The 23,615-nt window shown below is 68.6% G+C and carries 20 protein-coding genes and 1 pseudogene (1 of these 21 running past the window's edge); 14 read left to right on the top strand and 7 right to left on the bottom strand.

The genetic code is table 11. The features are described 5' to 3' along the window. Positions 1-16: 16 nt before the first annotated feature. Both UAA55_RS19570 and UAA55_RS19565 read right to left on the bottom strand, forming a co-directional pair. On the bottom strand, positions 17-784 hold the full coding sequence (locus UAA55_RS19570; protein WP_322954805.1) for a protein tyrosine phosphatase family protein: 768 nt from the start codon (positions 782-784) through the stop codon (positions 17-19). Between the two features lie 187 nt (positions 785-971). Further along, positions 972-1,430 carry a hypothetical protein gene (locus UAA55_RS19565; RefSeq protein WP_322954804.1) on the bottom strand — a complete coding sequence of 153 codons (459 nt, stop codon included), beginning with the start codon at positions 1,428-1,430 and terminating at the stop codon, positions 972-974. 298 nt (positions 1,431-1,728) lie between these two features. Between UAA55_RS19565 and UAA55_RS19560 the strand changes: the two genes are divergently transcribed. Continuing rightward, positions 1,729-3,069, top strand: a complete 1,341-nt coding sequence (locus UAA55_RS19560) for a hypothetical protein (RefSeq protein WP_322954803.1) — start codon at positions 1,729-1,731, stop codon at positions 3,067-3,069. 191 nt (positions 3,070-3,260) lie between these two features. Here the strand turns inward: UAA55_RS19560 and UAA55_RS19555 are convergent, their stop codons facing one another. Together UAA55_RS19555 and mutY are read right to left on the bottom strand one after the other, a co-directional pair. Next, complete coding sequence (locus tag UAA55_RS19555) at positions 3,261-3,857, bottom strand: DUF1194 domain-containing protein (RefSeq protein WP_322954802.1); 597 nt, start codon at positions 3,855-3,857, stop codon at positions 3,261-3,263. A gap of 196 nt (positions 3,858-4,053) precedes the next feature. Beyond that, the gene (gene mutY, locus UAA55_RS19550) at positions 4,054-5,151 is read right to left on the bottom strand and encodes an A/G-specific adenine glycosylase (protein ID WP_322954801.1); all 1,098 of its coding nucleotides are present in this window, start codon (positions 5,149-5,151) and stop codon (positions 4,054-4,056) included. 118 nt (positions 5,152-5,269) lie between these two features. On the opposite strand from mutY, the gene UAA55_RS19545 reads away from it, so the two are divergent. The 12 genes and pseudogenes from UAA55_RS19545 to UAA55_RS19490 all read left to right on the top strand — a co-directional run bounded on the left by UAA55_RS19545 (position 5,270) and on the right by UAA55_RS19490 (position 20,892). Beyond that, positions 5,270-5,761 carry a DUF721 domain-containing protein gene (locus UAA55_RS19545; RefSeq protein ID WP_322954800.1) on the top strand — a complete coding sequence of 164 codons (492 nt, stop codon included), beginning with the start codon at positions 5,270-5,272 and terminating at the stop codon, positions 5,759-5,761. Between the two features lie 73 nt (positions 5,762-5,834). After that, positions 5,835-6,698 carry a thioredoxin domain-containing protein gene (locus UAA55_RS19540; RefSeq protein WP_322954799.1) on the top strand — a complete coding sequence of 288 codons (864 nt, stop codon included), beginning with the start codon at positions 5,835-5,837 and terminating at the stop codon, positions 6,696-6,698. A 111-nt stretch (positions 6,699-6,809) separates the two neighbouring features. Further along, positions 6,810-7,481, top strand: coding sequence for a thioredoxin domain-containing protein (locus UAA55_RS19535; RefSeq protein ID WP_322954798.1), 672 nt, complete (start codon positions 6,810-6,812; stop codon positions 7,479-7,481). Between the two features lie 6 nt (positions 7,482-7,487). After that, on the top strand, positions 7,488-11,027 hold the full coding sequence (smc, locus tag UAA55_RS19530; protein ID WP_322954797.1) for a chromosome segregation protein SMC: 3,540 nt from the start codon (positions 7,488-7,490) through the stop codon (positions 11,025-11,027). Between the two features lie 199 nt (positions 11,028-11,226). Then, a complete protein-coding gene (locus tag UAA55_RS19525) occupies positions 11,227-11,727 on the top strand; it encodes a hypothetical protein (RefSeq protein WP_322954796.1) in 501 nt (166 codons plus the stop codon). Between the two features lie 361 nt (positions 11,728-12,088). After that, positions 12,089-12,526 (top strand): CBS domain-containing protein, encoded by a 438-nt coding sequence (locus UAA55_RS19520; RefSeq protein ID WP_322954795.1) that lies wholly within the window; start codon positions 12,089-12,091, stop codon positions 12,524-12,526. Between the two features lie 186 nt (positions 12,527-12,712). Next, on the top strand, positions 12,713-13,423 hold the full coding sequence (locus UAA55_RS19515; protein WP_322954794.1) for a glutathione binding-like protein: 711 nt from the start codon (positions 12,713-12,715) through the stop codon (positions 13,421-13,423). A gap of 148 nt (positions 13,424-13,571) precedes the next feature. Then, complete coding sequence (locus tag UAA55_RS19510) at positions 13,572-14,483, top strand: DUF3034 family protein (protein WP_322954793.1); 912 nt, start codon at positions 13,572-13,574, stop codon at positions 14,481-14,483. A gap of 3 nt (positions 14,484-14,486) precedes the next feature. Next, the gene (locus tag UAA55_RS19505) at positions 14,487-15,026 is read left to right on the top strand and encodes a group I truncated hemoglobin (RefSeq protein ID WP_322954792.1); all 540 of its coding nucleotides are present in this window, start codon (positions 14,487-14,489) and stop codon (positions 15,024-15,026) included. Positions 15,027-15,824: 798 nt separating this feature from the next. Then, positions 15,825-17,771: a PrkA family serine protein kinase gene (locus UAA55_RS19500; RefSeq protein ID WP_322954791.1), complete on the top strand. Its 1,947-nt coding sequence runs from the start codon at positions 15,825-15,827 to the stop codon at positions 17,769-17,771. A 198-nt stretch (positions 17,772-17,969) separates the two neighbouring features. Next, positions 17,970-19,295, top strand: a complete 1,326-nt coding sequence (locus UAA55_RS19495; protein ID WP_145618650.1) for a YeaH/YhbH family protein — start codon at positions 17,970-17,972, stop codon at positions 19,293-19,295. Between the two features lie 80 nt (positions 19,296-19,375). Continuing rightward, positions 19,376-20,892, top strand: a pseudogene (locus UAA55_RS19490) (SpoVR family protein). Positions 20,893-20,901: 9 nt separating this feature from the next. On the opposite strand, the gene UAA55_RS19485 reads toward UAA55_RS19490, so the two are convergent. After that, positions 20,902-21,417 (bottom strand): hypothetical protein, encoded by a 516-nt coding sequence (locus tag UAA55_RS19485; RefSeq protein WP_322954790.1) that lies wholly within the window; start codon positions 21,415-21,417, stop codon positions 20,902-20,904. A 159-nt stretch (positions 21,418-21,576) separates the two neighbouring features. On the opposite strand from UAA55_RS19485, the gene UAA55_RS19480 reads away from it, so the two are divergent. After that, positions 21,577-21,771: a hypothetical protein gene (locus UAA55_RS19480; RefSeq protein WP_040842430.1), complete on the top strand. Its 195-nt coding sequence runs from the start codon at positions 21,577-21,579 to the stop codon at positions 21,769-21,771. A 73-nt stretch (positions 21,772-21,844) separates the two neighbouring features. On the opposite strand, the gene UAA55_RS19475 is transcribed toward UAA55_RS19480, so the two are convergent. Both UAA55_RS19475 and UAA55_RS19470 read right to left on the bottom strand, forming a co-directional pair. Next, a complete protein-coding gene (locus tag UAA55_RS19475; protein WP_322954789.1) occupies positions 21,845-23,464 on the bottom strand; it encodes a tetratricopeptide repeat protein in 1,620 nt (539 codons plus the stop codon). A 134-nt stretch (positions 23,465-23,598) separates the two neighbouring features. Next, a protein-coding gene (locus tag UAA55_RS19470) for a VOC family protein (protein WP_322954788.1) crosses the window boundary here: on the bottom strand, positions 23,599-23,615 show its 3' end. Its footprint extends 421 nt past the window's final position; the window shows 17 of its 438 coding nt (coding positions 422-438); the start codon falls outside the window, past its right edge — the gene reads right to left on this strand; the stop codon is at positions 23,599-23,601.

The raw sequence follows: 23,615 nt of genomic DNA, 5'->3' as shown, positions 1-23,615 counted from the left end.
GAGGCTGCGCCTGGGGTCACTCCCGGCGCAGCACCTTGTCCGCCAACACGCTGGCCCACCAGCGCGTCATGAACGTCTTCTTGAACTCGGGCGGATCGTAGACATCGTCCACCCAGGTAAAGAAGGCGTCGACGCCAGGTTCGATCCCCTGGGCCTTGGCATAGGCCAGGAAGGTTTCGAAGAAGTGGTCGAGGATGCCGGTCTTGGCATGGCGCAGGTGGCCGTATTTGGGGCTGAGCTGGCGCAGCGCCGTTTCCAGCGGCACGCCCTCATGCACGAACAGGTACAGCACGCTCATGAAGCCGACGCGGTCGGACCCCGCCTTGCAGTGCATCAGCACGGGGTACTGGGCGTCGCGCCAAATTTCCCGCGCCTGGTGCAGGATGTGCTTCTTGGGCGCGTCGCGCGAATTGACGGCGAAATTCACCAGGGCCACGCCGTGGCGGGTGCAGGCCTCGTCCTCCAGCACCCAGGACCCGCAATTGTCGCGGCGGCCGCGCAGGTTGATGACGGTGCGCACGCCCAGACGGGCGGCTTGGGCGATGTGGCGCGGCGTCGGCTGGCTGGAGCGGTACAGCCGCGGCGAAATCCTGAACATGTTCTTGTAGATCATGCGGATGAACGCGTGATCCTTGAAGAAGCTGTTCAGATAGCGCCTGAAGCCGCGAATCTGGTTCGGTGGCACGGCGGGCTGCCCACCAGGCGCGGGGTGGGAGGGCGCCGCCCCGGGGCCGGACGCCGGCATCTTGTCCACCGTCACGGCCTGCAGCCGATAGTCCGTCATCGCGTGCACTTATCCTAAAGCAAAGGCAGGAACCCACCGGCCCGCCATCCCCACGGAACGGCCAAGCGTACGGCCCCTATATAGGGTGTTTGACCACCGGGGGCGAGAGGCCTCGCGCGCATGGGCGCATCCACCGCAGGCCCGCGCGGGTGGGTATCTAAGGCTCTGGCGTGCCGAAGACGCCCGTTCAGCGCCCCATGGAACGGACATGGCTGGCGTCCAACCGGTCCAGCCGGTCGAAGAAGGGCGCCACCACCGACCGGTCCTGCTTGGTTTCCTGTTCCAGGGCGGCACGGTCATGTTCCGTCCAGCGGACCAGCGTCGCCATCTCCTGCCGGTCGAAGGCGCTGAGGCTGGCGGCGGACGCCAGCTTCTGCGCGCGGGCCCCCTTCTCCACCGGTTCCTCCGCGACGCGGGCCGCCTGGCGGGCGGCCAGCACGCGCTGGGTCATCTGGCGCCAGCGCCGCTCGTCAAACCCGTAGTTGGCCAACAGGGCCTTGGCCTCCGGTCCCGGGTGGGCCAAAAGGACGAAAGCCGGTTGCCCATCACCCGGCGCGGCCGCGACCAGGGCCTCGGCCGCCATGACATAGCGGCCGACCTCGGCGGCGTCCAGACGCTCGTGCGCCAACATCGGCGCGGATACCATCAGAACCACTAACGCGGCTGCGAAACGCATCGTTTGCCCCCAAACGTTCGCGCGCCAAATGTGATCGTTTCTTATAATGGGCACGCAACGACATTTCCAGCGGAAAGCCTGTAAGTGGAGAGTAGAATTGAAGAATTATGGCGCGGGTATGGCCGTCGAGCATCCCCACCGGAACTCTTCGGGGGAGCGCGCAAGGACAGGCCTGCGGCGGAGGCGCGCATGCCCCTTGAATGATGCCATGACGTGCCCTAGGGTCCCGTCGCACCCATGGGTTTCATTTAGGATAAGACGTAGCCCCGTGTCCCGCTTCACCGCCCGTCTGCTTGCCGCCGGCACCGCTTTGGTCCTGGCCGGTTCCGCCCTTGCCCAGACCACGCCCCAGCCGGAACAGACCTCGGGGGGCCAAGCGCCGGCCGGTGGTGGCGACAGCGGCGGTCTGATCCTGCCGGGCGCCATCTCCTCGGGCTCCAGCGTGGCGGCGCCGCAGCAGGCCCCCTTGCCGTCATCCGGTCCCGCGGCCGGCCCCGCGGTGGGCCCCAGCGCCGGCCCGCGCCAGGCCCCGGCCGCGCAGGCGCCCGTCGCCGGCCCGGCGGCACCCTCCGGCGCGGCGGCCCCCTCCAAGGTGGGCACCGTCACCGGCAACTGGCAGGTGGGCCCGCAGGTCTATACCGACGGCAGCTTCAAGCTGTGCGAGGCGCAGGCCAGCTTCGACAACGGCTTGGCCCTGGTCTTCCTGGCCCTGCCCGTGCCGCAGGCCGAACAGCAGGCCAAGAAGCTGCCGCCCAAGATCATCAACCTGGTGATCGGCGTGCCCGGCGCCAACATGCCGCCCGGCCAGGGCCCGGCGATCAAGCTGAAGCTGGACGGCAAGCTGGAGCAGACGCGCGGCTCGCAGGTCATCCAGCCCAACGCCATCATGACCGGTTTCGACCCGATGGACGCCAACTTCATGAAGGCGCTGCCGGCGGCCAACAAGCTGGAGGTCACCAGCCCCAACGATACGGCCACCTTCGTGCTGAAGGGCGGCACCAAGGCGTTCAAGGACCTGAACGCCTGCTTCGACCAGGCCATGGCCGGCAAGCTGCAGTTGCCCGCCCCGCCGCCCGCCATCCCGCCGGCCTTCGCCCAGTTGCTGATGGATGCCGGCCTGAAGGATGCCCATCCCCTGCCCGTCGACAAGATGTCGCCGCAGGAGCGACCCGGCGACTTCGCCTGGGCCATCCAGAAGGACGTCATCGGTTCCTTGCGGTCCGTCGGCCTGAAGCCCGAGGCCGGCGATCTGGAAAAGATCATGCAGAACTACCTGGACAGCCTGTCCAAGGGTTGCCAGGGCACCTACACCCCGACCAAGGGCAAGCTGGAAAAGCTGCTGCAGATCGACCTGCAGACCGGCTCGGCCAGCTGCAAAACGGAGAAGGGTGAGTTCTACGCCAACCTGATCCTGTACCTGACCAAGGACCGCCAGCTGTTCATCATCTCGCACGAGGCGCCGGTGGCGTCCAAGGCTGTGGCCGACAACGCCGGCAACGCCATCGTCGGCGTGCTGCGCAAGAAGGCCAACGAGCCGCCGCCCGCGCAGGGCGCGCAGCAGCCCGCAGCGGGCCCCCGCCCGGCGGCCGGCCCGCGCAAGCAGCAGTAAAGACCAGCGATCCGGCTGAAATGAGAACGGGAGGGGTCAACACCCCTCCCGTTTTTCTTGGTCCCCTCAGGCGCTCCCCCCAAATCTAGGCCGCGACTGCGGCCGCCGGAGCATTTCGGGGAGCGTCAGCGGACTGGAATGCGAGGACAGCCAAGGGCCGGATGGCCTGCCGGCGCCTGAGGAACAAAAAATTACACCACTTCCCGCACCAGCTTGGACAGGAAGGCGTCGGCGAAGGCGTGGCGGTTGGCGGCGGTGATGACGAAGGCGTCCTCGCCCGCCACCACGTTCTCGCGGTAGTAGGGTTCCAGCCAGTCGTATTCGTCCAGGATGACCAGGCCGTTCACGCCCACGCCGGCGGCCTGGGCATGCGCCCGGGCCGAGCGTGGGTCGATGCCGCCGTTGTTGAAGCCGTTGCTGACCAGGTCGATGGTCCGCCGGTCGGCGCTGTAGGGGCATGTGTCCAGCTGGCGCACCGCCTGGACGATGCAGTCGCCCAGCGCCGTGTTGCCGCCCATGGCCACGCCGGGCGCCTCATCGATGCGGTCGGCCAGGGCCAGCGCGTCCTGGGTCCCGGCCAGCAAGGTCCACGGCACCAGGGTGGTCAGGGTGCCGGGGCCGGAGAAAAGGGCCAGCTGCACCGCCACCTTGCCCTTCGGCCCGCCGGCCAAGGCCTGGTGCACCGCCTTGTCGCGGAAGGCGGCGGCGTGGCCGCGCAGCTGGAAGTCCAGCATCACCTTGGAAATGCTGGCGGAGCTGTCGACCGCCATCACCAGGGCCAGGTCCACCGGCGTGCCGCCGGCCCGCGCCCCCCGGCCCGTGCCCAGGCCCGGCCTGTCACGGCGGGGGCCGCCAGCGCCGCCCCCATGCCGACCAGCAGCGCGCGTCGCGTCGGCTTGGCCGTTCCTTGACCACCCTCACTCACGTCTCGTCCCATCTACCCGTCAGTCCTATGGAGAAACGCGGCGGCGCCTGGGCGTGGGATCAGTCCTTGCCCCCGCCGCGCGCCCAGGCGACGACCTTGCGCATGACGGTGGGCAGGGCCTGGTCATGGAAATCGGCGGGGGCGCACCACACGCCCTCCACCGCCGCCCCATCGTCATCCAGGTGGCCGCGAACGACGGTAAGTTCCAGGTGAAAGTGGGTGAATGTATGGCGGACGATGCCCGGTAGGCGCTGCCAGTTCACCGCCGTCGGCGCCCAGCCCAGGGCGCGGGTGTAGGCAAGGTCGGCGCCCGGTTCCCAGGCGCTGGACGGCACCTCCATCATCCCGCCCAGCAGGCCCGATTCGGGGCGGCGGCGCAGCAGCACCTGCCCCCGGGCGTTGGTCAACCAGAAGGCCACCCCCCGGCGGGTGGGCTTGGCGGCCTTCTCCGCCTTCAGCGGCAGCAGTTCGGCCAGGCCGTCGCGCCGGCCCCGGCAAGCCGCCATCCACGGGCACAGCACGCAGCGGGGGCTGCGCGGGCTGCACAGGGTGGCGCCCAGGTCGAACAGGGCCTGGGTGTAGTCGCCCGGCCGCTTTTCCGGCACCAGGGCGGCGGCCAGCGCCTTCAGCTTGGGCTTGGAGCCTGGCAGCGGATCGGTCACGGCGTAGATACGGGACATCACCCGCTCCACATTGCCGTCCATGGCCGCGGCCGGCCGGTCGAAGGCGATGGCCGCGATGGCGGCGGCGGTGTAGGCGCCGATGCCGGGCAGGTCCAGCAACGCCGCCTCGTCCGCCGGGAAGCGGCCGCCGTGCCGCGCCACCACCGCCCTGGCACAGGCGTGGAGGTTGCGGGCTCGGGCGTAGTAGCCAAGGCCGGCCCATTCCTTCAGCACCTCATCCAGGTCCACCGCCGCCAGGTCCGCGACCGTGGGCCAGCGGGCCAGGAAGCGCTGGAAATAGGGGCCAACGGTCGCCACCGTCGTCTGCTGCAGCATGATCTCCGACAGCCAGACATGGTAGGGGTCGGCCTTGGCACCCGGGGCGGCACGCCAAGGCAGCACCCGGCGGTGGGCGTCGTACCAGGCCAGCAGGTCGGCGGGCCGGGGGGCGGGCAAATCGTTGCCGAGGGGAAGGGAGTCGCCTGCGACGATCATTGTGTGGTCAAAGCCCCTTGCGCCATGGTTCAACTGCCCCCAAACACTGTCCCAGACAAAGGGGTCGGCGCTAGCGGATACGCCGCCCCCGCAACTGTTTCAAGGTCCACCACAGCCCATGCCCGGCCCCCGCCCCATCGGCCGCCACTTGAACGCCATCGCCGGCAAGGCGCTGGGCCCCCATGGCCCGGCCTTCGCCACCCTGCTGGCCGAGTGGGACGCCATCGTGGGCCCTCGCCTGGCCAGCGTGGCCCTGCCGCTGAAGCTGCAGTTCCCCAAGGGCCGGCAGGACGACGCCGTGCTGCACCTGGGCGTGGCCGGCCCCGCCGCCCTGTTCATCCAGCATGAGGAACCGCAGATCCTGCAACGGCTGAATGGTTTCTTCGGCTTTCGCGCCGTGGCGCGGCTGAAGCTGCTGCAGGCGCCCCCGGCCACCAACCGGCGGCGCGACCGGCCGGCGCCGATTCCCCGCCGCCTGTCGGCGGGCGAGGCTGCGGCGCTGGAAACCCAGACGGCGACCGTGGAAGACGGGGATTTGCGGGAGGCGCTGGCCAGCCTGGGCCGCGCGATCCTGGCGACCGAAAAGCCGGCCGGGTCCCCGAAGCGATAGTCTCTCGGACGCGGCTTGCCGGCCCCCGGCGCCGCCCCCTATAGTCACTACAGTTGGTATCGGAGGAACTAAGGTGAACCTACATCTGCGTAATTCGCTGGCCGCCGCCCTGGTGGCCGCCGGTGCCCTGGCCGGGACGATGGTGGCCGGCGCGGCCAGCGCCCAGACGGCGGACGCCCCGGTCACCATCGACGTCGCCAGCGCCACCAGCCCGCGCGTGCTGGGCGACGTCAAGGCGCCCATCGTGCTGGAGGAATACGCCTCGTTCACCTGCCCGCACTGCGCCCATTTTGAGGAAGCGTTCCTGCCGCAGCTGAAGGCCGACTTCATCGATACCGGCCAGGTGCAGCTGGTGTTCCATGACTTCCCGCTGGACCAGCTGGCCTTCGCCGCCGAAATGGCCGCCCGCTGCCTGCCGCCCGACCGCTACACCGCCGCCAAGGGCCTGATCTTCAAGACGCAAGCGCAGTGGGAACACGCCGACGACCCGCTGAAGGCCTTGCAGCAGACCCTGCGCCTGGGCGGCATGTCCGACGCCACCTTCACCGCCTGCCTGAGCAACAAGCCGCTGCAGGACTTCATCACCCAGAGCCGGCTGGACGCGTCGGAAAAGCTGGGCGTGGACGGCACCCCGACCTTCTTCATCAAGAAGGGTGACGCCATGGTGGAGAAGATCGACAACCTTCGTGAATACAGCCAGCTGTCGGACGCGCTGGTGAAGGCGGGCGCCAAGGCCCCGGCCAACCCGGCCCCGACGCCGGCCGCCGACCCAGCCGCGTCGACCCCCGCCAGCACTCCGGCCAACAGCACGCCGGCGGCCCCCGCCGCCGCGCCGGCCGCGTCCGCCGGCCCCAACACCGGCCTGATCGTGGGCGGCATCGTCGCCGCCCTGGTCGTGCTGGGCGGCATCTTCATGCTGACCCGCCGCAAGAAGTGAGACCGGCGGCGCCCCGGGGACGGAACCCCCGGGCGCCGTTTTCATGCCAGTCGCGTTTTGCCCATCGCGTTTCGAAGGGCTGGAATGGAGGGGGATATGGCAGGGCGTTGGATGCGCGAGGGGATCGGCAGGGCCGGGTATCTGGTCATCGCGATGGCGGCGCTGGCCCTGGCCGCGCCCGCGTCGGCCCAGACGGCGGCAGCCGCCCCCGCCACGGGGGGCGGCATCGACATCGCCGCCGCCACGAGCACCCGCGCCCTGGGCAGCGGCAACGCCCCGGTGGTGATCGAAGAATACGCCTCCCTCTCCTGCCCGCACTGCGCCCATTTCGAGGAGACGATGCTGCCCCGCCTGAAGGCGGACTTCATCAATCCCGGACAGGTGCAATTCGTCTTCCACGACACGCCCACCAACCGCGTGGGCTACCTGGCCCACATGGCCACGCGCTGCCTGCCCGTCGACGGCTATAACGACGCCCGCAGCCTGCTGTTCAGCACGCAGAGCCAATGGCTGGGCGCCAAGGACCCGGAGGCGGGCCTCAAGGAGATGATGAGCATGGCCGGCCTGCCGGCCCCGGCCTATGACGCCTGCGTCGCCAGCAAGCCGATCCAGGACTATATCGCCGCCAGCAGCCAGGAGGCCACCGAGGCGAAGGTCGAACAGACGCCCACGCTGATCATCCGCAAGGGCGGCAAGGAGGTGGACCGCATCGCCGGCCCCAACGACTATGACAAGCTGGCCGCCGCCCTGATCAAGGCCGGCGCCAAGGCACCGAAGAAGTAAGCCCCCGTGCAATTCACCAAGCTTCGCATCTCCGGCTTCAAGTCCTTCGTGGACCACACCGAGCTTCTGATCGAGCCCGGAATGACCGGCATCGTCGGCCCCAACGGTTGCGGCAAATCCAACCTGGTGGAGGCGTTGCGCTGGGCCATGGGCGAGACCTCGGCCAAGAAGATGCGCGGCGAGGACATGGACGACGTCATCTTCGGCGGCACGGCCACCCGGCCGGCGCGCAATCTGTGCGAAGTCGTCCTGCACCTGGACAGCCCCAACCTGACCGCCGGCACGCCGGGCGTCAAAGCGGACGCCGTCCAGACGGAAATGGAGATCAGCCGCAAGCTGGAGCGCGGCGCGGGCTCCGACTACCGCATCAACGGCCGGCCGGCCCGCGCCCGCGACGTGCAACTGCTGCTGGCCGACAACGCCTCGGGCGCCCATTCCCCGGCCCTGGTCAGCCAAGGGCGCGTCGGCGCCCTGATCAACGCCAAGCCGGGCGACCGCCGCCAGCTGCTGGAGGAGGCGGCGGGCATCACTGGCCTGCATTCCCGCCGGCATGAGGCGGAATTGAAGCTGAAGGCGGCGGAAACCAACCTGATGCGCCTGGACGACGTGGTCGTCACCATGGACGCGCAGTTGCAGAACCTGCGCAAACAGGCCCGCCAGGCCGCCCGCTACCGCAACATCTCCGACCACATCCGCCGGGCGGAGGCGCTGCTGCTGCACCTGCGCTGGACCACCGCCACCGCCCAGGTGATGCAGGCCCGCGCCGGTTTCGACAGGGCGGAGGAGGCGGTGCGCGGCCTGATGCTGGCCGTGACGCAAGCCACGACCAGGCGCACCGACCTCGCCGCCAGCCTCCCGCCCAAACGGCAGGCGGAGGCGGAGGCTGCCGCCGCCCTGCAGCGCCTGCTGGTGGCGCGCGAGCAGCTGGACGCGGAGGAGCGGCGCGCCACCGAGGCCCTGGCCACCCTGCAGCGCCGCCTGGCCCAGATCGAGGGCGACCTGGCGCGCGAAAAGGATCTGGCCGCCGACGCCGACCGGGCCCTGTCCCGCTTGGCGGAGGAACGGCAGGGCATCGCCGACGCGCAAGGGGACGAGGCGGAAAACCAGGAACTGGCCAAGGCCCGCCTGGAAGAAATCCGCGACACGGTGGCCAGCCTGGACGCCGAGCTGGCGGCCGCCACGGAGCGGCTGGCCGCCGATGAGGCCAAGCGCGCCCAGATCCAGCGTCAGGCGCAGGACCTGGAGCAGCGCGTCGCCACCCTGCGCCGCCGTGTCGAGGAGACGCAGGCCCAGAGGGCGGAGCTGGAGCGCCAGCAGGCCGCCCGCGACGACGTGGCCGAGGCGGAAGAGGCCATCCATCTGGCCGAGGAACGGTTGGAACTGGCCAAGGGTGCCGCGGAAGAGGCGGAAACCGCCAAGGCCGGGGCCGAGCAGGCCGCCAACGCCGCCCGCGCGCTGGGCACGCAGGAGCAGGCGACGGCCCGCGACGCCCTGCAGCGGGCCGAGGGCGACCGCGCCCGCCTGACAGCGGAGGCCGACGCCATCACCCGCCTGCTGAAGGCCGGGGCCGGCGACCTGTTCCCACCCCTGGTGGACGCGCTGACCGTGGCCAAAGGCTATGAGCAGGCCCTGGCCGCCGCCCTGGGCGACGCGCTGACCGCCCCGCTGGACGAGGCGGCGCCGGTGCACTGGCGCGCCTTCCCCGCCCTGGCCGCCGTGGCTCCCCTGCCAGCTGGCGCCGAGCCACTGGCGGCCAGGGTGAAGGCGCCGGGCGCGCTGGACCGCTGCCTGGCCCACATCGGCATCGTCGCCGACACCGCCACCGGCACGCGTCTGGCGCCCAACCTGGCACCCGGCCAAATCCTGGTGACCCGCGACGGGGCCGCCTGGCGCTGGGACGGGCACTGCATCGCCGCCGGCGCCCCCACCGCCGCCGCCGAGCGCCTGCGCCAGCGCAACCGCCTGACCGAGCTGACGCAGGAGATCGCGGAGGCCGACGCCGTGGTGGCCGAGGCCCGCGCCGCCTATGAGGCGGTGAAGGATGCGGCGGAGGAGCGCGTGGCCCAGGCGCTGCGCACCGTGGACCAGGCCTCCGCAAAGGACCGCGCCGCCCGCGACGCCGTCAGCTCCGCCTTCCGCGCTGTGGCCGATGCCCGCGCCACCCATGCGCGCGTGGCCCAGGCCGCCGCCGCCCTGGCCAGCCGCCTGGCCGCCCTGTCCGAAACCCTGCAGCAGATGGCGGCCGACCAGGAGGATCTGCAGGAGCGCTGGACCGAGGCCCGCGCCACGCTGGAGGAACTGCCGCCCCCGGGCGAGGGCCGCGAGCAGATCGCCGAGGCCCGCCTGCGCCTGACCGAGGCGCGCGGCACCCAGGCGGAAGCGCAGAACGCCCTGGACCGCCTGCTGCGTGAGGCGGAGGATCGCCGCCGCCGGCTGGACGCCATCGCCGCTGAGGAAACCTCGTGGCGCCAGCGCCGCGATGGTACCGGCGGCCGCCTGGCCGAACTGACCGAACGCGCCGAGGAGACACGCGAGGAGCAGGAGCGCCTGGCCGAACGCCCGGCCCAGATCGAGGAAGAGCGCCTGACCCTGGCCAACCTGATCCATGAGGCGGAGCGGGTGCGCAGCCGTGCCGGCGACGACCTGGCGGAAGCCGAGGGCGCGCTCACCACGGCCGAGCGCACCTTGAAGGAGGCGGAGAACGGCCTGGCCGACGCGCGCGAGGCCCGCGCCCATGCCGAGGCCGCCGTGGGCTCCGCCCACCAGCACTTGGACACGGTGAAGGAACGCATCGCCGAGCGGCTGGACTGCCCGCCGGAACAGGCGCTGGCCCTGGCCGGCCTGGACGAGGGTGAGCCCTTGCCCGAGGCGCACGCCGTGGAACAGCGCCTGGGCCGGCTGGAGGCTGAGCGCGACAACATGGGTCCGGTCAACCTGCGCGCCGAGCAGGAGGTGCAGGAGCTGGACGAGCAGATCGGTGTCATGAAGACGGAGCGGGAGGACCTGGTGTCCGCCATTGCCCGCCTGCGCCAAGGCATCTCGGGCCTGAACAAGGAGGCGCGTGAGCGGCTGCTGGCCGCCTTCCACAAGGTGGACGCCCATTTCCAGGAGATGTTCACCCAGCTGTTCGGCGGCGGCCGCGCCCAGCTGAAGCTGACCGACACCGAGGATCCGCTGGACGCCGGCCTGGAGATTTACGCCAGCCCCCCGGGCAAGAAGCTGCAGATCCTGTCGCTGCTGTCGGGCGGTGAGCAGGCCTTGACCGCCATTGCCCTGCTGTTTGCCGTCTTCCTGTGCAACCCGGCGCCCATCTGCGTGCTGGACGAGGTGGACGCGCCGCTGGACGAGGCCAACGTGGGCCGCTTCTGCGACCTGGTGGAGGAGATGGCGCGGGCGGGCCATACCCGCTTCCTCATCATCAGCCACCACCGCCTGACCATGTCGCGCATGGACCGCCTGTTCGGCGTCACCATGGCGGAGCGGGGGGTGTCGCAATTGGTGTCCGTCGACTTGGCTACCGCCGAGGAGCTTCAGGCCGCCGAATAGGCGCAAAAACGGCGCTGTGGTGGGAAGTTAACCCCGTTACCCGCGACAACTGGCGCTGCCGCCCGCAACAGGCCGGCCCTGGCGGGAAAGCGCGTGCTGCATTATCTTAACCAACACGGGCCCTGGGGCAGGGCCCGGGCGGTTGGGGCTTGTTTCATCCGGCGGCAGCGGCCGAACCGGAAGCGTGAGGGAGACTGAAATGCGGTACCGTTCCATGGCATTCGCGGCGGTGGGCCTGTTGGCCGTTGCCGGTTGCGCCGCCAACCCCGACGCCGACCAGGCGGCGTACGCCCAGCGCGCGCTGATCGGCATGCCCAAGCAGACCTTGCTGTCCTGCGCCGGCGTGCCTACCCGCCAGACGGCGGTCGACAACGTGGAATACTTCACGTACTCCAGCGACAGTCTGCAGACCCGAGTGGGCCCGTCCTACTGGGGTGGTTTCGGCGGCGGCCCGTGGCACCGCGGCTATTGGGGTGGCGCCGATTTCGGCCCGACCGAGGTGTCGGCCCGCAACTGCAACGCCACCTTCACCTTGAAGAACGGCGCCGTGCAGCAGCTGGTCTACGGCAGCTCCACCGACAGCCCGGCCGGCCGCCTGTCCCAGTGCTACGCCATCGTGCAGAATTGCCTGCCGCTGGTGCCGCAGCAGTCGGGCCCGGCGGCCTCCGCCGCCACCGGCGCGGGCAGCCGCGCCCGTTAAGGGATCGAATATTGCCCTGCCGAAACAATCCCTGGGTCGCCAGGCGTTGTCGAGCACGGCGCGATGCATTGGGTGCCCATATCCCTCGACCTATGCTTAAGGCCCGGCCCTCGGCCGGGCCTGTCGCCGTTTGGCCCATTGCGGATGCGGCGCAACATGACGTTTCATAGTCCCCTGGAAGGAGGGGCCGCCGGGTGTGGCCCGCTTCCGGAGGGGGCCGTTACCGGCCATTCAGAAGCCGGCGCTGGTTTCCTTGGCATGAATCCACTGGGCACGCGGAAGACCGGCCCTGGGAAGGCCGGACTGCCGGGCGCAAGACCGCCCTGCCCCCGCGTCCCCGTGATGAACGGGAGAAGCGCCTATGCATGTTTCCGGTATCCTGAAGCATAAGGACAGCAGCAGCATCATCAGCGCCAAGCCGGGCGACACCATCGAAACGGTGGCGGCCCTGCTGGCGGCCCACCGCATCGGCGCCGTGCTGGTTCTCGAGCCGGGCGGCGGCGTGGCCGGCATCATCTCGGAACGCGACATCGTGCGCGGTCTGGCGACCCACGGCCCTGCCGTGTTGAACCAGAGCGTGTCGGAACTGATGACCCGCAAGGTGGTGTCTTGCAACCCGGGCGACAGCGTCTCCTCCATCATGACCCGCATGACGGAAGGTCGGTTCCGCCACATGCCGGTGATGGAAGGTGGACGGCTGGTGGGCTTCATCAGCATCGGCGACGTGGTGAAACACCGCCTGGAGGAGGCCACCAGCGAGGTCGAAAGCTTGCGGGTCTACGTGGCCGGCGGCTTCTGACGGGCGCGTCATCCGCGATGCATCACCCCGCGCCGACGCGCCGGGGAAGCGGAGGAGCTGTGCCCGGTTTGAAGAGGGCCCCGCCCAAGGGCCCAAGGGGATGAGCGGGCCGCTGTGACGACCATCGCAGCGGCCCGTTAACCATTTCGGAAGGCTGCCCCTTCCCCTCCAGCGAAAGCCGCCGCCATGACCGAGACCGCCCCCAACGCCATCGCCCTTTACGCCTGGCCCACCCCCAACGGCCACAAGATCTCCATCGCGCTGGAGGAGATGGGCCTGCCCTACGTCGTGCACCCGGTGGACATCGGCGCCGGCGACCAGTTCAAGCCGGACTTCCTGGCGATCGCGCCCAACAACCGCATGCCGGCCATCGTCGATCCCCAAGGCCCCAACGGCCAGCCCCTGTCGCTGTTCGAATCCGGCGCCATCCTGATCTATCTGGCGGAGAAGACGGGGCGGTTCCGCCCGGCCGACGCCGCCGTCTGGTACGGCCACGTGCAATGGCTGATGTGGCAGATGGGCGGCGTGGGCCCCATGTTCGGCCAGGCCGGCCATTTCCGCGTCTACGCGCCCGAGCGCATCCAGTACGGCATCGACCGCTACACCAACGAGGCGCGGCGCTTGATCCGCGTGGCCAACACCCAGCTGGCCAAGACGGAATTCCTGGCGGGCGACTATGGCATCGCCGATATGGCGACCTTCCCCTGGCTGCGCCTGCACGACCGCTATGAGATCGACTTGGCTGACTTCCCCCATGTGAAGCGCTGGATTGACACGGTCGCCGCCCGCCCCGCCGTGCAGCGCGGGCTGGACCTGCTGAAGGACAAGGCCCGTCCCGCCGGGCAAACCATAGATGAGAAGGCGCGAGAAAACCTGTTCGGCGCGAAGCAGCGCTGAGTCCATCCCGCCTCCCGCGCTTTTCGGCTAGCTCCGCCTTGATCAAGGCGTGAAGCCCGCCATCTACCCCCGCGCCGCCACCCCATCCCGGGCGGGGCGCAGCATGGGTCCAGTCAAGGATTGGGGCATGGTGGGGTGGTTTTCCGGAATGCGGCGTCGATCCCGAGTCGCCGTGTGGGCGGGCGCCGCGCTGATGGGGGTGGGCCTGCCGGCCGTCGCCGCCACCGTCAGCCGGCCGGAGGACATGACCTTCAGCGGCAAGCTGATCGCCACCGGCGGTGTCACGCAGGTGGAGGGGGCCGCTGGCGGCGGCCTGACGCCCTGGGCCGTCATCGGCGGCGGGGAGACGCGGGAAGAGGTGGGCGCCACCGCCTTCTTCACCGCCGTGCGCACGCACGATTACGGCATGAACGCCTACGGCGCCCTGATCGGCCTGTGGGACCGCGTGGAATTGTCGGTGGCCCAGAATCGCCTCGACATCCAGGCCATTGGCGGTGCCCTGGGCCTGGGCGACGGTTACGCCTTCACCGACACCGTCGCCGGCGTCAAGGTGCGGGTGGCGGGTGACGCCGTCTATGGCCAGGACAGCTGGATGCCTCAGGTGGCGCTGGGCGCGCAGTACAAGTCCAACAACCGCGGCGGCCTGGTGAAGGCGTTGGGAGCCCGCAGCGACACTGGCCTGGACCTTTACGCCAGCGCCACCAAGGTGTTGCTGGCGCAAAGCCTGCTGTTGAGCGGCACTGTGCGCCTGACCAAGGCCAACCAGACCGGCCTGCTCGGTTTCGGCGGTGCCGATGACGACTATCATGCCGAGCTGGAGGGCAGCGCCGCCCTGCTGCTGGACCGCGCCCTGGTGGCCGGCGTGGAATACCGCATGAAACCCGACACGCTGGCCCGCGCGACCCCCGGCCTCGCGCCGGAGGATGACTGGTACGACGCCTTCGTCGCCTGGCTGCCCAGCAGGAATTTGGCCTTCACCCTGGCCTATGTGAACTTGGGCCGGGTTGTGACGCCCACGCGGCAGAACGCCGTCTACCTGTCCCTGCAAGCGGGGTTCTGAGCCATGACGCGCCGTTCCGCCGCCGTCCTGCTGCTGGCGATCACCCTGGCCGGTCCGCTCCCCGGCTGCGCCTCCGGCCCCTCGCCCGACCTTTACCAGGCCTTTGGCGGCCAGCCGGGCCTGGTGTCCCTGGTGGACGACCTCATGGACGGCATGATGCGCGATCCCGATCTGCATCCCTATTTCGTCAACGCCAACCGCCCGCACATCAAGGCGGAACTGGTGGCGCAGTTCTGCGCCACCCTGGGCGGCCCCTGTGAGTACCAGGGCATGGACATGAGGATGGCCCACGCCCGCTACGGCATCGGCGACCATGAATTCAACGCCCTGGTGCGGGCGCTGCAGAACGCCATGGACGGGCACCACATCCCCTACGCCGCGCAAAACCGCTTCCTGGCCATGCTGGCGCCCTACCGCGACGATGTGGTCCACCCTGCCCCGCCGCCCCGCGCCCGGCCGCCCCTGGTCATCGCGCCCGACGCCGTGGCGGTGCCGGAAACGGTACCGACGGAAGGCCTGGGAAATAAGCCCTCCGGGACCTGACCCGCCCTCTCCGCAGGCAAATGCCCACATGTCGGGCACCAGCGTCCTTCGGACAGCATCGGCGCGAAATCGTCCTCCTTATGGACAGAGGGACTAGCGCTAGGCCCGGATCGTGGTTTAGCATCTACCTATAGCCAGCCACCCGCCCGCAATGAGGCTTAAGGGGTTTTCCAGGGCCGGTGAGGACCTGCCGAGCGGTCCCGCGCAGATGGACCGCAGTGGCCAAAAACACGTATTCCCGTCCACAGCGTTAACGCTTTGGTGAGACCTTGTGGCTCACCCTGATCATAGGGAATACGCATAATGACTGCACCGACGCGCCGGTTGCGGGGACACCCCTGGGCTAGGCCGTCTGGTGGAGGCACGTGTGGCACCGGGCGCCGCTGGATGGGCCCGTTTTATATGCGGACAGGGCTGCCCGGATCGTGGGCAGCGCTCTTGGGATAGGTGGAACGGATGAGGCCCGCAGCCCGGCGGTCATCATCACAACATGTGGTTATCACTGAAAAATTTCCGCATTGCCCTTACGTCACCACAATCTTCGACCAATATCTAAATCAAGACCCAAGGCATCCGGGTACAGGGAGAACGAAGGACGGCAGGTGAGTGTTTGAGTGGAGTCCAGGGGTGCGATCCATGGGGATGGGCCATCTGGTACGGAACTTGCCTCTCCTGGAACGTCAGTCACGAGGTTGGTACCCCGTTGGAACGGGGAGAGTGGAGCCGTCGCGGTCCCGCCATGTTGGGACCGCCCGTCGAGTTGCCTGATAGGCGTGATCCTTCTGAAAGGGTGAACCCATGCCGAAGTCGACCGATCTGTTCACGACCTTCGCCCAGAGCTACGAGGCGCGCCGCGAGGTGGCGATGTCGTTGCAGGAATACCTGGAAGGGTGCCGCGACGACCCGATGATGTACGCCAGCGCACCGGAGCGCCTGCTGGCCGCCATCGGCGAGCCGGAGGTGGTGGACACCGCCAAGGACAGCCGCCTGTCCCGCGTCTTCATGAATCGAACCATCAAGATCTATCCCGCCTTCGCCGAGTTCTACGGCATGGAGGAGACGATCGAGCGCATCGTCGGCTTCTTCCGCCATGCCGCCCAGGGCCTGGAGGAGCGCAAGCAGATCCTCTACCTGCTGGGTCCCGTCGGCGGCGGCAAGTCCTCGCTGGCCGAGCGCCTGAAGGCCCTGATGGAAGACCAGCCCATCTACGTGCTGAAGGCCGGCGACCAATTGAGCCCGGTGTTCGAAAGCCCGCTGGGCCTGTTCGATCCCAGCACCATGGGCGACGCGCTGGAGGAACGCTACGGCATTCCCCGCCGCCGCCTGACCGGTCTGGTCAGCCCCTGGGCCATCAAGCGCCTGGATGAGTTCGGTGGCGACATCACCCGGTTCAGGGTGGTGAAGCTGCGCCCGTCGCGCCTGCGCCAGATCGCCATCTCCAAGACCGAGCCGGGCGATGAGAACAACCAGGACATTTCCTCGCTGGTGGGCAAGGTCGACATCCGCAAGCTGGAAATGTTCCAGCAGAACGACCCCGACGCCTACAGCTACTCCGGCGGCCTGAACCGGGCGAACCAGGGCCTGCTGGAATTCGTCGAGATGTTCAAGGCGCCCATCAAGATGCTGCATCCCCTGCTGACCGCCACGCAGGAGGGCAACTACATCGGCACCGAGAACATCGGCGCCCTGCCCTTCACCGGCGTCATCATGGCGCACTCCAACGAGGCGGAGTGGCAGAGCTTCAAGAACAACAAGAACAACGAGGCCTTCATCGACCGCATCTGCGTGGTCAAGGTCCCATACAGCCTGCGCGTCACCGAGGAGCAACGCATCTATGAGAAGCTGATCGGCGGGTCGGAGCTGGCGAAGTCGCCCTGCGCCCCCGGCACCATGGAGATGCTGGCCCGGTTCACCGTGCTGTCCCGCCTGCGGGAGCACGAGAATTCCAACCTCTTCTCCAAGATGCGCGTCTATGACGGCGAAAGCCTGAAGGAGACGGACCCCAAGGCCCGCACCCTGCAGGAATACAAGGACGCCGCCGGCATGGACGAGGGCATGAACGGCATCTCCACCCGTTTCGCCTTCAAGGTACTGGCCAGCACCTTCAACTACGACACGGTGGAGGTGGCGGCCGACCCGGTGCACCTCATGTATGTGCTGGAGCAGGCCATCCGCCGCGAGCAGTTCCCGGATGAGACGGAGAAGCGCTACCTGGAATTCATCAAAGCCGAGCTGGCGCCGCGCTATGCGGAGTTCATCGGCTATGAAATCCAGAAGGCCTACCTCGAGTCCTACCACGATTACGGCCAGAACCTGTTCGACCGGTATGTCGACTACGCCGACGCCTGGATCGAGGATCAGGACTTCAAGGATCCCGATACCGGCCAGCTGATGAACCGGGACCTGCTGAATCAGGAGCTGACCAAGATCGAGAAGCCGGCGGGCATCGCCAACCCGAAAGACTTCCGCAACGAGGTCGTGAAGTTCGTGCTGCGGACGCGGGCGGCCAATGCCGGCCGCAACCCCAGCTGGACATCTTATGAGAAGCTGCGGTTGGTCATCGAACGGCGTATGTTCAGCCAGGTGGAAGAGCTGCTGCCGGTCATCAGCTTCGGCAGCAAGAAGGATGGCGAGACGGAGAAGAAGCACCACGAGTTCGTCGAGCGCATGGTGGATCGCGGCTATACCGAGCGCCAGGTGCGCCGGCTGGTCGAGTGGTACATGCGGGTGAAGCAGGCGGGCTGACGGGCAGTCCGGGCCCGGCTTCACCGGCCGGGCCCCATCCCGCGACCCCCTGCGCTCACACGCGAAACCGACACCACCCCCGCCCGGCTGACCGCCGGTGGCGCTCTCCCGCCCGGCCCCTTCATGGGTACCGGGGCGCCGGCGCCGCCGGTACGGTTCCCGGGGGCCGGGGTACCGGGGAGTAATGCCTTGTCGTCGATGATCATTGTCGATCGCCGCAGCAATCCCAAGGGCAAGAGCCTGGCCAACCGCCAGCGCTTCATCCGGCGTGCCAAGGAACAGATCCTGCGCGCTGTGAACGGCGCCTCAAGCAACCGCCGCATCAAGGACGTGGAGAGCGGCGCCGACATCTCCATCCCCACCGGCGGCATTTCCGAACCCACCTTCCATCGCTCCGGCCAAGGCGGCATCCGCGACCATGTGGTGCCCGGCAACAAGGAGTTCATGGAGGGGGACACCATCGCCAAGCCGCCCAGCGGCCAGAGCGGCGGCCGCGGCACGGATGGCAGCCCCGACGGCGGGGGCGAGGACGAGTTCCGCTTCGTCCTGACGCGGGAGGAGTTCATGGACCTCTTCATGGAGGACCTGGAACTGCCCGACCTCGCCAAGCGCAAGCTGAAGGCGGCCGACGCCGTGCTGTGGCAGCGCGCGGGTTATTCCTCCTCCGGCTCGCCCACCAACCTCAACCTGGTGCGCACCATGCGCAACAGCCTGTCGCGGCGCATCGCGCTGAAGCGCCCCAAGTCGGAGGAGATGCTGGCGCTGGAGGCGGAGATCGCGGAACTGGAGGCCCAGCCGGGCAAGGACCCGGACCGGCTGATGGAACTGCGGGGCCTGCTGGAACGCCAGGTGATGCGGTCCAAGCGCATCCCCTACATCGACCCCATCGACGTCCGCTACAACCGCTTCACGCCCATTCCCAAGCCGGCGGCCCAGGCGGTGATGTTCTGCCTGATGGACGTCTCGGGCTCGATGACGGAGCATATGAAGGACTTGGCCAAGCGCTTCTTCATGCTGCTCTACCTCTTCCTCACCCGCCGGTACAAGCAGGTGGAGGTGGTCTTCATCCGCCACACCCATGAGGCGGAGGAGGTGGACGAGGACACCTTCTTCCATTCCACCGAGACCGGCGGCACCATGGTGTCGACGGCGCTGGAGGAGATGAAGCGCATCATCAAGGAGCGCTACCCCGTCGCCGACTGGAACATCTACGGCGCCCAGGCCTCGGACGGCGACAACACCACCAGCGACGGCGGCCGCACGGCGGCCCTGCTGGAGCATGACCTGCTGCCCGCCTGCCAGTACTACGCCTATGTCGAGGTCGGGTCCGACCCCGACGCCATGCCCGCGGGCTTCGCCACCCATGCCCGCGAAACCGACTTGTGGCGCACCTACAAGCAGGTCACCGGCACCGAGACGCCGTTCGTCATGAAGAAGGTCCGCCATCGGCGGGAAATCTACCCGGTATTCCGTGAGCTGTTCGCCCGCGATGGCGCGAAACAGTCGGAGGAGGCGACACCTTGACCCTTGCCCCCGCAGAACGCCTGAAGCCTGCCAAGAGATCGGAACCTGGGGAGAAAGCGCCGCCGCCGGACGACAGCCGCCTGCTCTACACCGGAGCCGACTGGGACTACGACACCATCAAGCGCTGCCACGACGCCATTCAGGAGATCGCGCTGGGCGAGCTGGGCCTGGATGTCTATCCCAACCAGATCGAGGTCATCACGTCCGAGCAGATGCTGGACGCCTACGCCTCCATCGGCATGCCCCTGCTGTACCGCCACTGGTCCTTCGGCAAGCATTTCGCCCGGGATGAGGCCATGTACCGCCGCGGCATGCGCGGCCTGGCCTATGAGATCGTCATCAATTCCAGCCCCTGCATCAGCTACATCATGGAGGAGAACTCCATCACCATGCAGGCGCTGGTCATCGCCCACGCGGCGTTCGGCCATAACCACTTCTTCAAGAACAACTACCTGTTCCAGCAGTGGACGGATGCCGAGGGCATCCTGGGCTATCTCGACTTCGCCAAGTCGTATATCGCCCGGTGCGAGGAACGCTATGGCCAGCAGCTGGTGGAACGCACGCTGGACGCCGCCCACGCCCTGATGAACCAGGGCATCCACCGCTATCCCCGGCGCCGCCTGGACCTGCAGTCCGAAGCCCGGCGGGAGCAGGAGCGGCAGGAGATGCAGCGCCAGCTGTACAACGACCTATGGCGCACGGTGCCCACCAAGAAGGGCCAGAAGGCACCCTCGGACGAGGAGCGGCGCCGGGCCCTGCTGGACCTGCCGGAAGAGAACATCCTCTATTTTCTGGAGAAGAAGGCCCCGCGCCTGGCCAATTGGCAGCGCGAGGTGCTGCGCATCGTCCGCCATGTGGCGCAGTACTTCTCCCCCAGCGGCAGACCAAGGTGATGAACGAGGGGTGCGCCACCTACACGCACTACCGCATCATGACCCGCCTGCACGAAACGGGTCGCATCAGCGACGGCGCCTATATGGAGTTCCTGCACTCCCACACCGCCGTGGTGTTCCAGCCGGCCTTCGACGACCCGCGCTATTCCGGCATCAACCCCTATGCCCTGGGGTTCGCCATGATGCAGGACATCGAGCGCATCGCCACCAACCCCACGGAGGAGGACCGCGCCTGGTTCCCCGGCTATGCCGGTAGCGGCGACGCCATGGCGGCCCTGCGCAACGCTTGGGCCAACTACCGCGATGAGAGCTTCATCCTGCAGTATCTGAGCCCGCACCTGATGCGCAAGATGCGGATGTTCCACCTGCATGACGACAGCGATGAGAACGTCTATCGCGTCGCCGCCATCCATGACGAGCGCGGCTACCGCCGGGTGCGCCAGCAGCTGGCGGCGCAGTACGACTTCTCCTCCCTGGATCCGGACATCCAGATCACCGACGTGGACCTGGCCGGCGACCGCCGCCTGATCCTGGAGCACAAGGTGCAGAACGGCGTGCTGCTGGCGGAGGAGGACGCGAAGTCCGTGTTGCAGCATGTGGCCAACCTGTGGGGGTATGACGTGCTGCTGTTCGAGAATGACGACGCCGGCAATACCCTGCGCAAACTGACCGTGCCCGCCCGCACGATCCTGCTGGCGGAGTAAGGGGCCGCGTCAGAGGCAGCCTTCGATATAGTCCACGGCCGGGGGCAAGCCCGCGCGGAAGCGGGTAACCCGGCCATTGGCTGTCTCGAACAGTAGGACCCGCCCCCGCTCCTCGATCCGGAGATAGTGCCCCTCCTCATAGGCGTGAGGCTGCACCACCACCGCGGGACCATAAGCCTTCAGCACCGCCGCCTCCGTGGCGCCCACGCCGATTCCCTTGGCCGTCCGGAAGGTCGCCTCCCCACCCGGCGGGGCGAAAACGTCGATGCGGGTGATCCGGCCCTTTTCCACCATGTAGCTGACCTGTTTGTCCTTGCCGTCGCCGCGGCCGATCAGCCAGCAGTCCACCGACTGGGCCCGGTCCATGGGACGAAAGGGAACGTCCAACGCCGACTCCGCCTGGACGACCGTCATGCCCAGGCGGACGGGCCCCAGGCCGTCGAAGGTCAAGGGTGCCGGTGACGGCTGGCAGGCGGCGGGAAGGACGGCCGTCACGGCCAGGAAGGGGTGGACCCAAGACCTCATCGGAACCTTCTCCCGCCCGGCGGCTTGTTCCCGCGCGCCGGCCACCGATTTGTCATGCCGCAGATGCGAAATCGCCCTAGTTAAGCCATGTTGCATCGCGATATTATGAGCGTACCCCAAGCGGGTACCCAACCGCCAACCTCCTAGAGAGCAATTCCGATGTCCACCCTGGAACTGGATCCCGCCTTCGTCGCCGCTTGCGAAGCGCACGGGCTGGACCCGCAGAAGACCAACATGTTCCTGCTGGAATGCGCCGTTCAGGGCCGCGAGCCGTCCAAGGTCTCCATGTTCGAGCTGGACCGCCAGCCGTCCGACCTGTGGGCCAAGGTGCGCAAGCTGAACCGCGCCGCCTGATCCCAGGCTCTGCTGGCCACGCTTTGCTGAATTGAACGAAGCCGCCGGGCCGTTGAGGCCTGGGCGGCTTTTTTCATGCGGGCGGGTTCAATCCGTCCAGGGCCGCCGCCACCCTCGCCAGCACGCCGTACCAGTCACCGGGCGTCTCCTGTCGAAACTGGCGCAGGGTGGGATACCAGGGGCTGTCATCGCGGTCGCGCAGCCAGCGCCAGTCGGAGTCGAAGCGGTTCAGCAGCCACACCGGCCGGCCGAGCGCGCCCGCCAGATGGACGACGGAAGTGTCGACGCTGATCACCAGGTCCATCGCCTCGACCAGTGCCGCGGTGTCAGCGAAGTCGGCGACGTCCCGCATGCGGTCGATGACGCCAACGGGCACCCCGCCGGCCATGTCCGGATCCTTCTGCAGGCTGTGGAATTCCACCTCCGGACAGGCGGCCACCAGGGACTCGACCTGGGCCCGCGTCAGGGAGCGGCGGCGGTCCACCTTGTAAGTGGGGTTGCCGGCCCAGACCAGCCCGACACGGGCACGATCCCGCGACACCGTGGGCACTGTCGGCGCCGCCAAATAGGGTGCGGCCGCCGGCACCGTCTCCAGCCGCGTATCCAGCGCCAGCGGCAGGCTCAGCAACGGGCAATGCAGGTCGAAATCCGGCAAGGGCGTACCCCGGGGCATGATGCGTACATCCCCCACGGCCGTCAGGGCGGGTGAGGCGCGCAACAGGCGCAGCAGGGGCTGCGGCACCTCCACCACCACCCGGCGGCAGCGGGCGGCCACCAGGGGGATGTAGCGGCAGAATTGCAAGGTGTCGCCATAGCCTTGCTCGGCATGCAGCAGCAGGGTCCCTTCGGCCATCTCCTCGCCCCGCCAGGTCTTCTGGGCGAATGGGCGGCGGTGGGGACGGAAGTCCGGACTGGCCCAGCGCCATTCATAGGCGGCCCAACCCCGGGGATAATCGCCCAGGCCCAACCAAGCCAAGCCCAGGTTGTAACGGGCCTCGGCATAGCGGGGGTCGATCGCCAACGCCGCCTGATAGCAGGCGATGGCGCCGTCCATATCGCCCAGGGCCTTGAGCGCGCTGCCCAGGTTGTTATGCGCCTCCACCAGCCGGGGATTGAAGGCCAGGGCGGCGCGATAACTCTCGATGGCCTCGGCGATCCGCCCGCGCTCCAGCAGCACGTTGCCCAGGTTGTAGCGGCCCTCGGGATAGGCGGGCCGCAAGGCCAAGGCCTGGCGGTAAGCCGCCTCCGCCCCATCCAGATCTTCCCGCTGGCGCAGCGCGTTGCCCAAGTTGCTGTGCGCCTCGGCGAAGGTGGGACGCAGGGCCAGGGCTTGGCGGTACTCGGATTCAGCCTCGGCCCAGCGGCCATGGTGGCGCAGGACATTGCCCAGGTTGCTGTGGGCGTCGGCATTGTCGGGGCGCAACGCGATGGCGCGGCGGTAGGCATCCTCCGCCGCGTCCAGACGGCCCAGCTTGGCCAGGGCGATGCCCAGATTGCCGTGCATGGCGCTGTCGTCGGGCTTCAGCGCCACGGCCTCGCCGATCAGTTCGGCGGCGATGGCGGACTGGCCGCGCGCCTGGGCCACCAGGCCCAGCACATGCAGGAAGGCCGGCTGGCGCGGGTTCCGGGCCAGCACGCGCCGGCAAGCGGTCTCCACCCCCGCCAGGTCGCCCGCATGGAAGCTGGCGACCACCTGGTTGTAATCGGCCTGGCTGGCGTTGGCCGGCGCGTGAGCGGTCGCGATGATTTTAGATGCCCTCTTCCCGGTGTCCCTCAGTCTTACACGGCGTCGGGGGTGAAAGCGGGCGGCAAAAAGGGGGATATGGCTCAGGGCTCGCCCCAGT

Origin of the sequence: Nitrospirillum guanabarense (genome assembly GCF_034653355.1) — a bacterium.
Lineage (GTDB): Bacteria > Pseudomonadota > Alphaproteobacteria > Azospirillales > Azospirillaceae > Nitrospirillum.
Note: the sequence above shows the minus strand (reverse complement) of the source record. Positions and strands in the feature narration are given on the sequence as shown.

Bases quoted from the DNA above. Each gene is read 5' to 3' on its own strand.
- UAA55_RS19570 (WP_322954805.1), bottom strand. From the start codon at position 784: ATGACGGACTATCGGCTGCAGGCCGTGACGGTGGACAAGATGCCGGCG.
- UAA55_RS19565 (WP_322954804.1), bottom strand. From the start codon at position 1,430: ATGGTATCCGCGCCGATGTTGGCGCACGAGCGTCTGGACGCCGCCGAG.
- mutY (WP_322954801.1), bottom strand. From the start codon at position 5,151: ATGATCGTCGCAGGCGACTCCCTTCCCCTCGGCAACGATTTGCCCGCC.
- UAA55_RS19545 (WP_322954800.1), top strand. From the start codon at position 5,270: ATGCCCGGCCCCCGCCCCATCGGCCGCCACTTGAACGCCATCGCCGGC.
- UAA55_RS19535 (WP_322954798.1), top strand. From the start codon at position 6,810: ATGCGCGAGGGGATCGGCAGGGCCGGGTATCTGGTCATCGCGATGGCG.
- UAA55_RS19525 (WP_322954796.1), top strand. From the start codon at position 11,227: ATGCGGTACCGTTCCATGGCATTCGCGGCGGTGGGCCTGTTGGCCGTT.
- UAA55_RS19520 (WP_322954795.1), top strand. From the start codon at position 12,089: ATGCATGTTTCCGGTATCCTGAAGCATAAGGACAGCAGCAGCATCATC.
- UAA55_RS19515 (WP_322954794.1), top strand. From the start codon at position 12,713: ATGACCGAGACCGCCCCCAACGCCATCGCCCTTTACGCCTGGCCCACC.
- UAA55_RS19510 (WP_322954793.1), top strand. From the start codon at position 13,572: ATGCGGCGTCGATCCCGAGTCGCCGTGTGGGCGGGCGCCGCGCTGATG.
- UAA55_RS19505 (WP_322954792.1), top strand. From the start codon at position 14,487: ATGACGCGCCGTTCCGCCGCCGTCCTGCTGCTGGCGATCACCCTGGCC.
- UAA55_RS19500 (WP_322954791.1), top strand. From the start codon at position 15,825: ATGCCGAAGTCGACCGATCTGTTCACGACCTTCGCCCAGAGCTACGAG.
- UAA55_RS19495 (WP_145618650.1), top strand. From the start codon at position 17,970: ATGATCATTGTCGATCGCCGCAGCAATCCCAAGGGCAAGAGCCTGGCC.
- UAA55_RS19485 (WP_322954790.1), bottom strand. From the start codon at position 21,417: ATGAGGTCTTGGGTCCACCCCTTCCTGGCCGTGACGGCCGTCCTTCCC.
- UAA55_RS19480 (WP_040842430.1), top strand. From the start codon at position 21,577: ATGTCCACCCTGGAACTGGATCCCGCCTTCGTCGCCGCTTGCGAAGCG.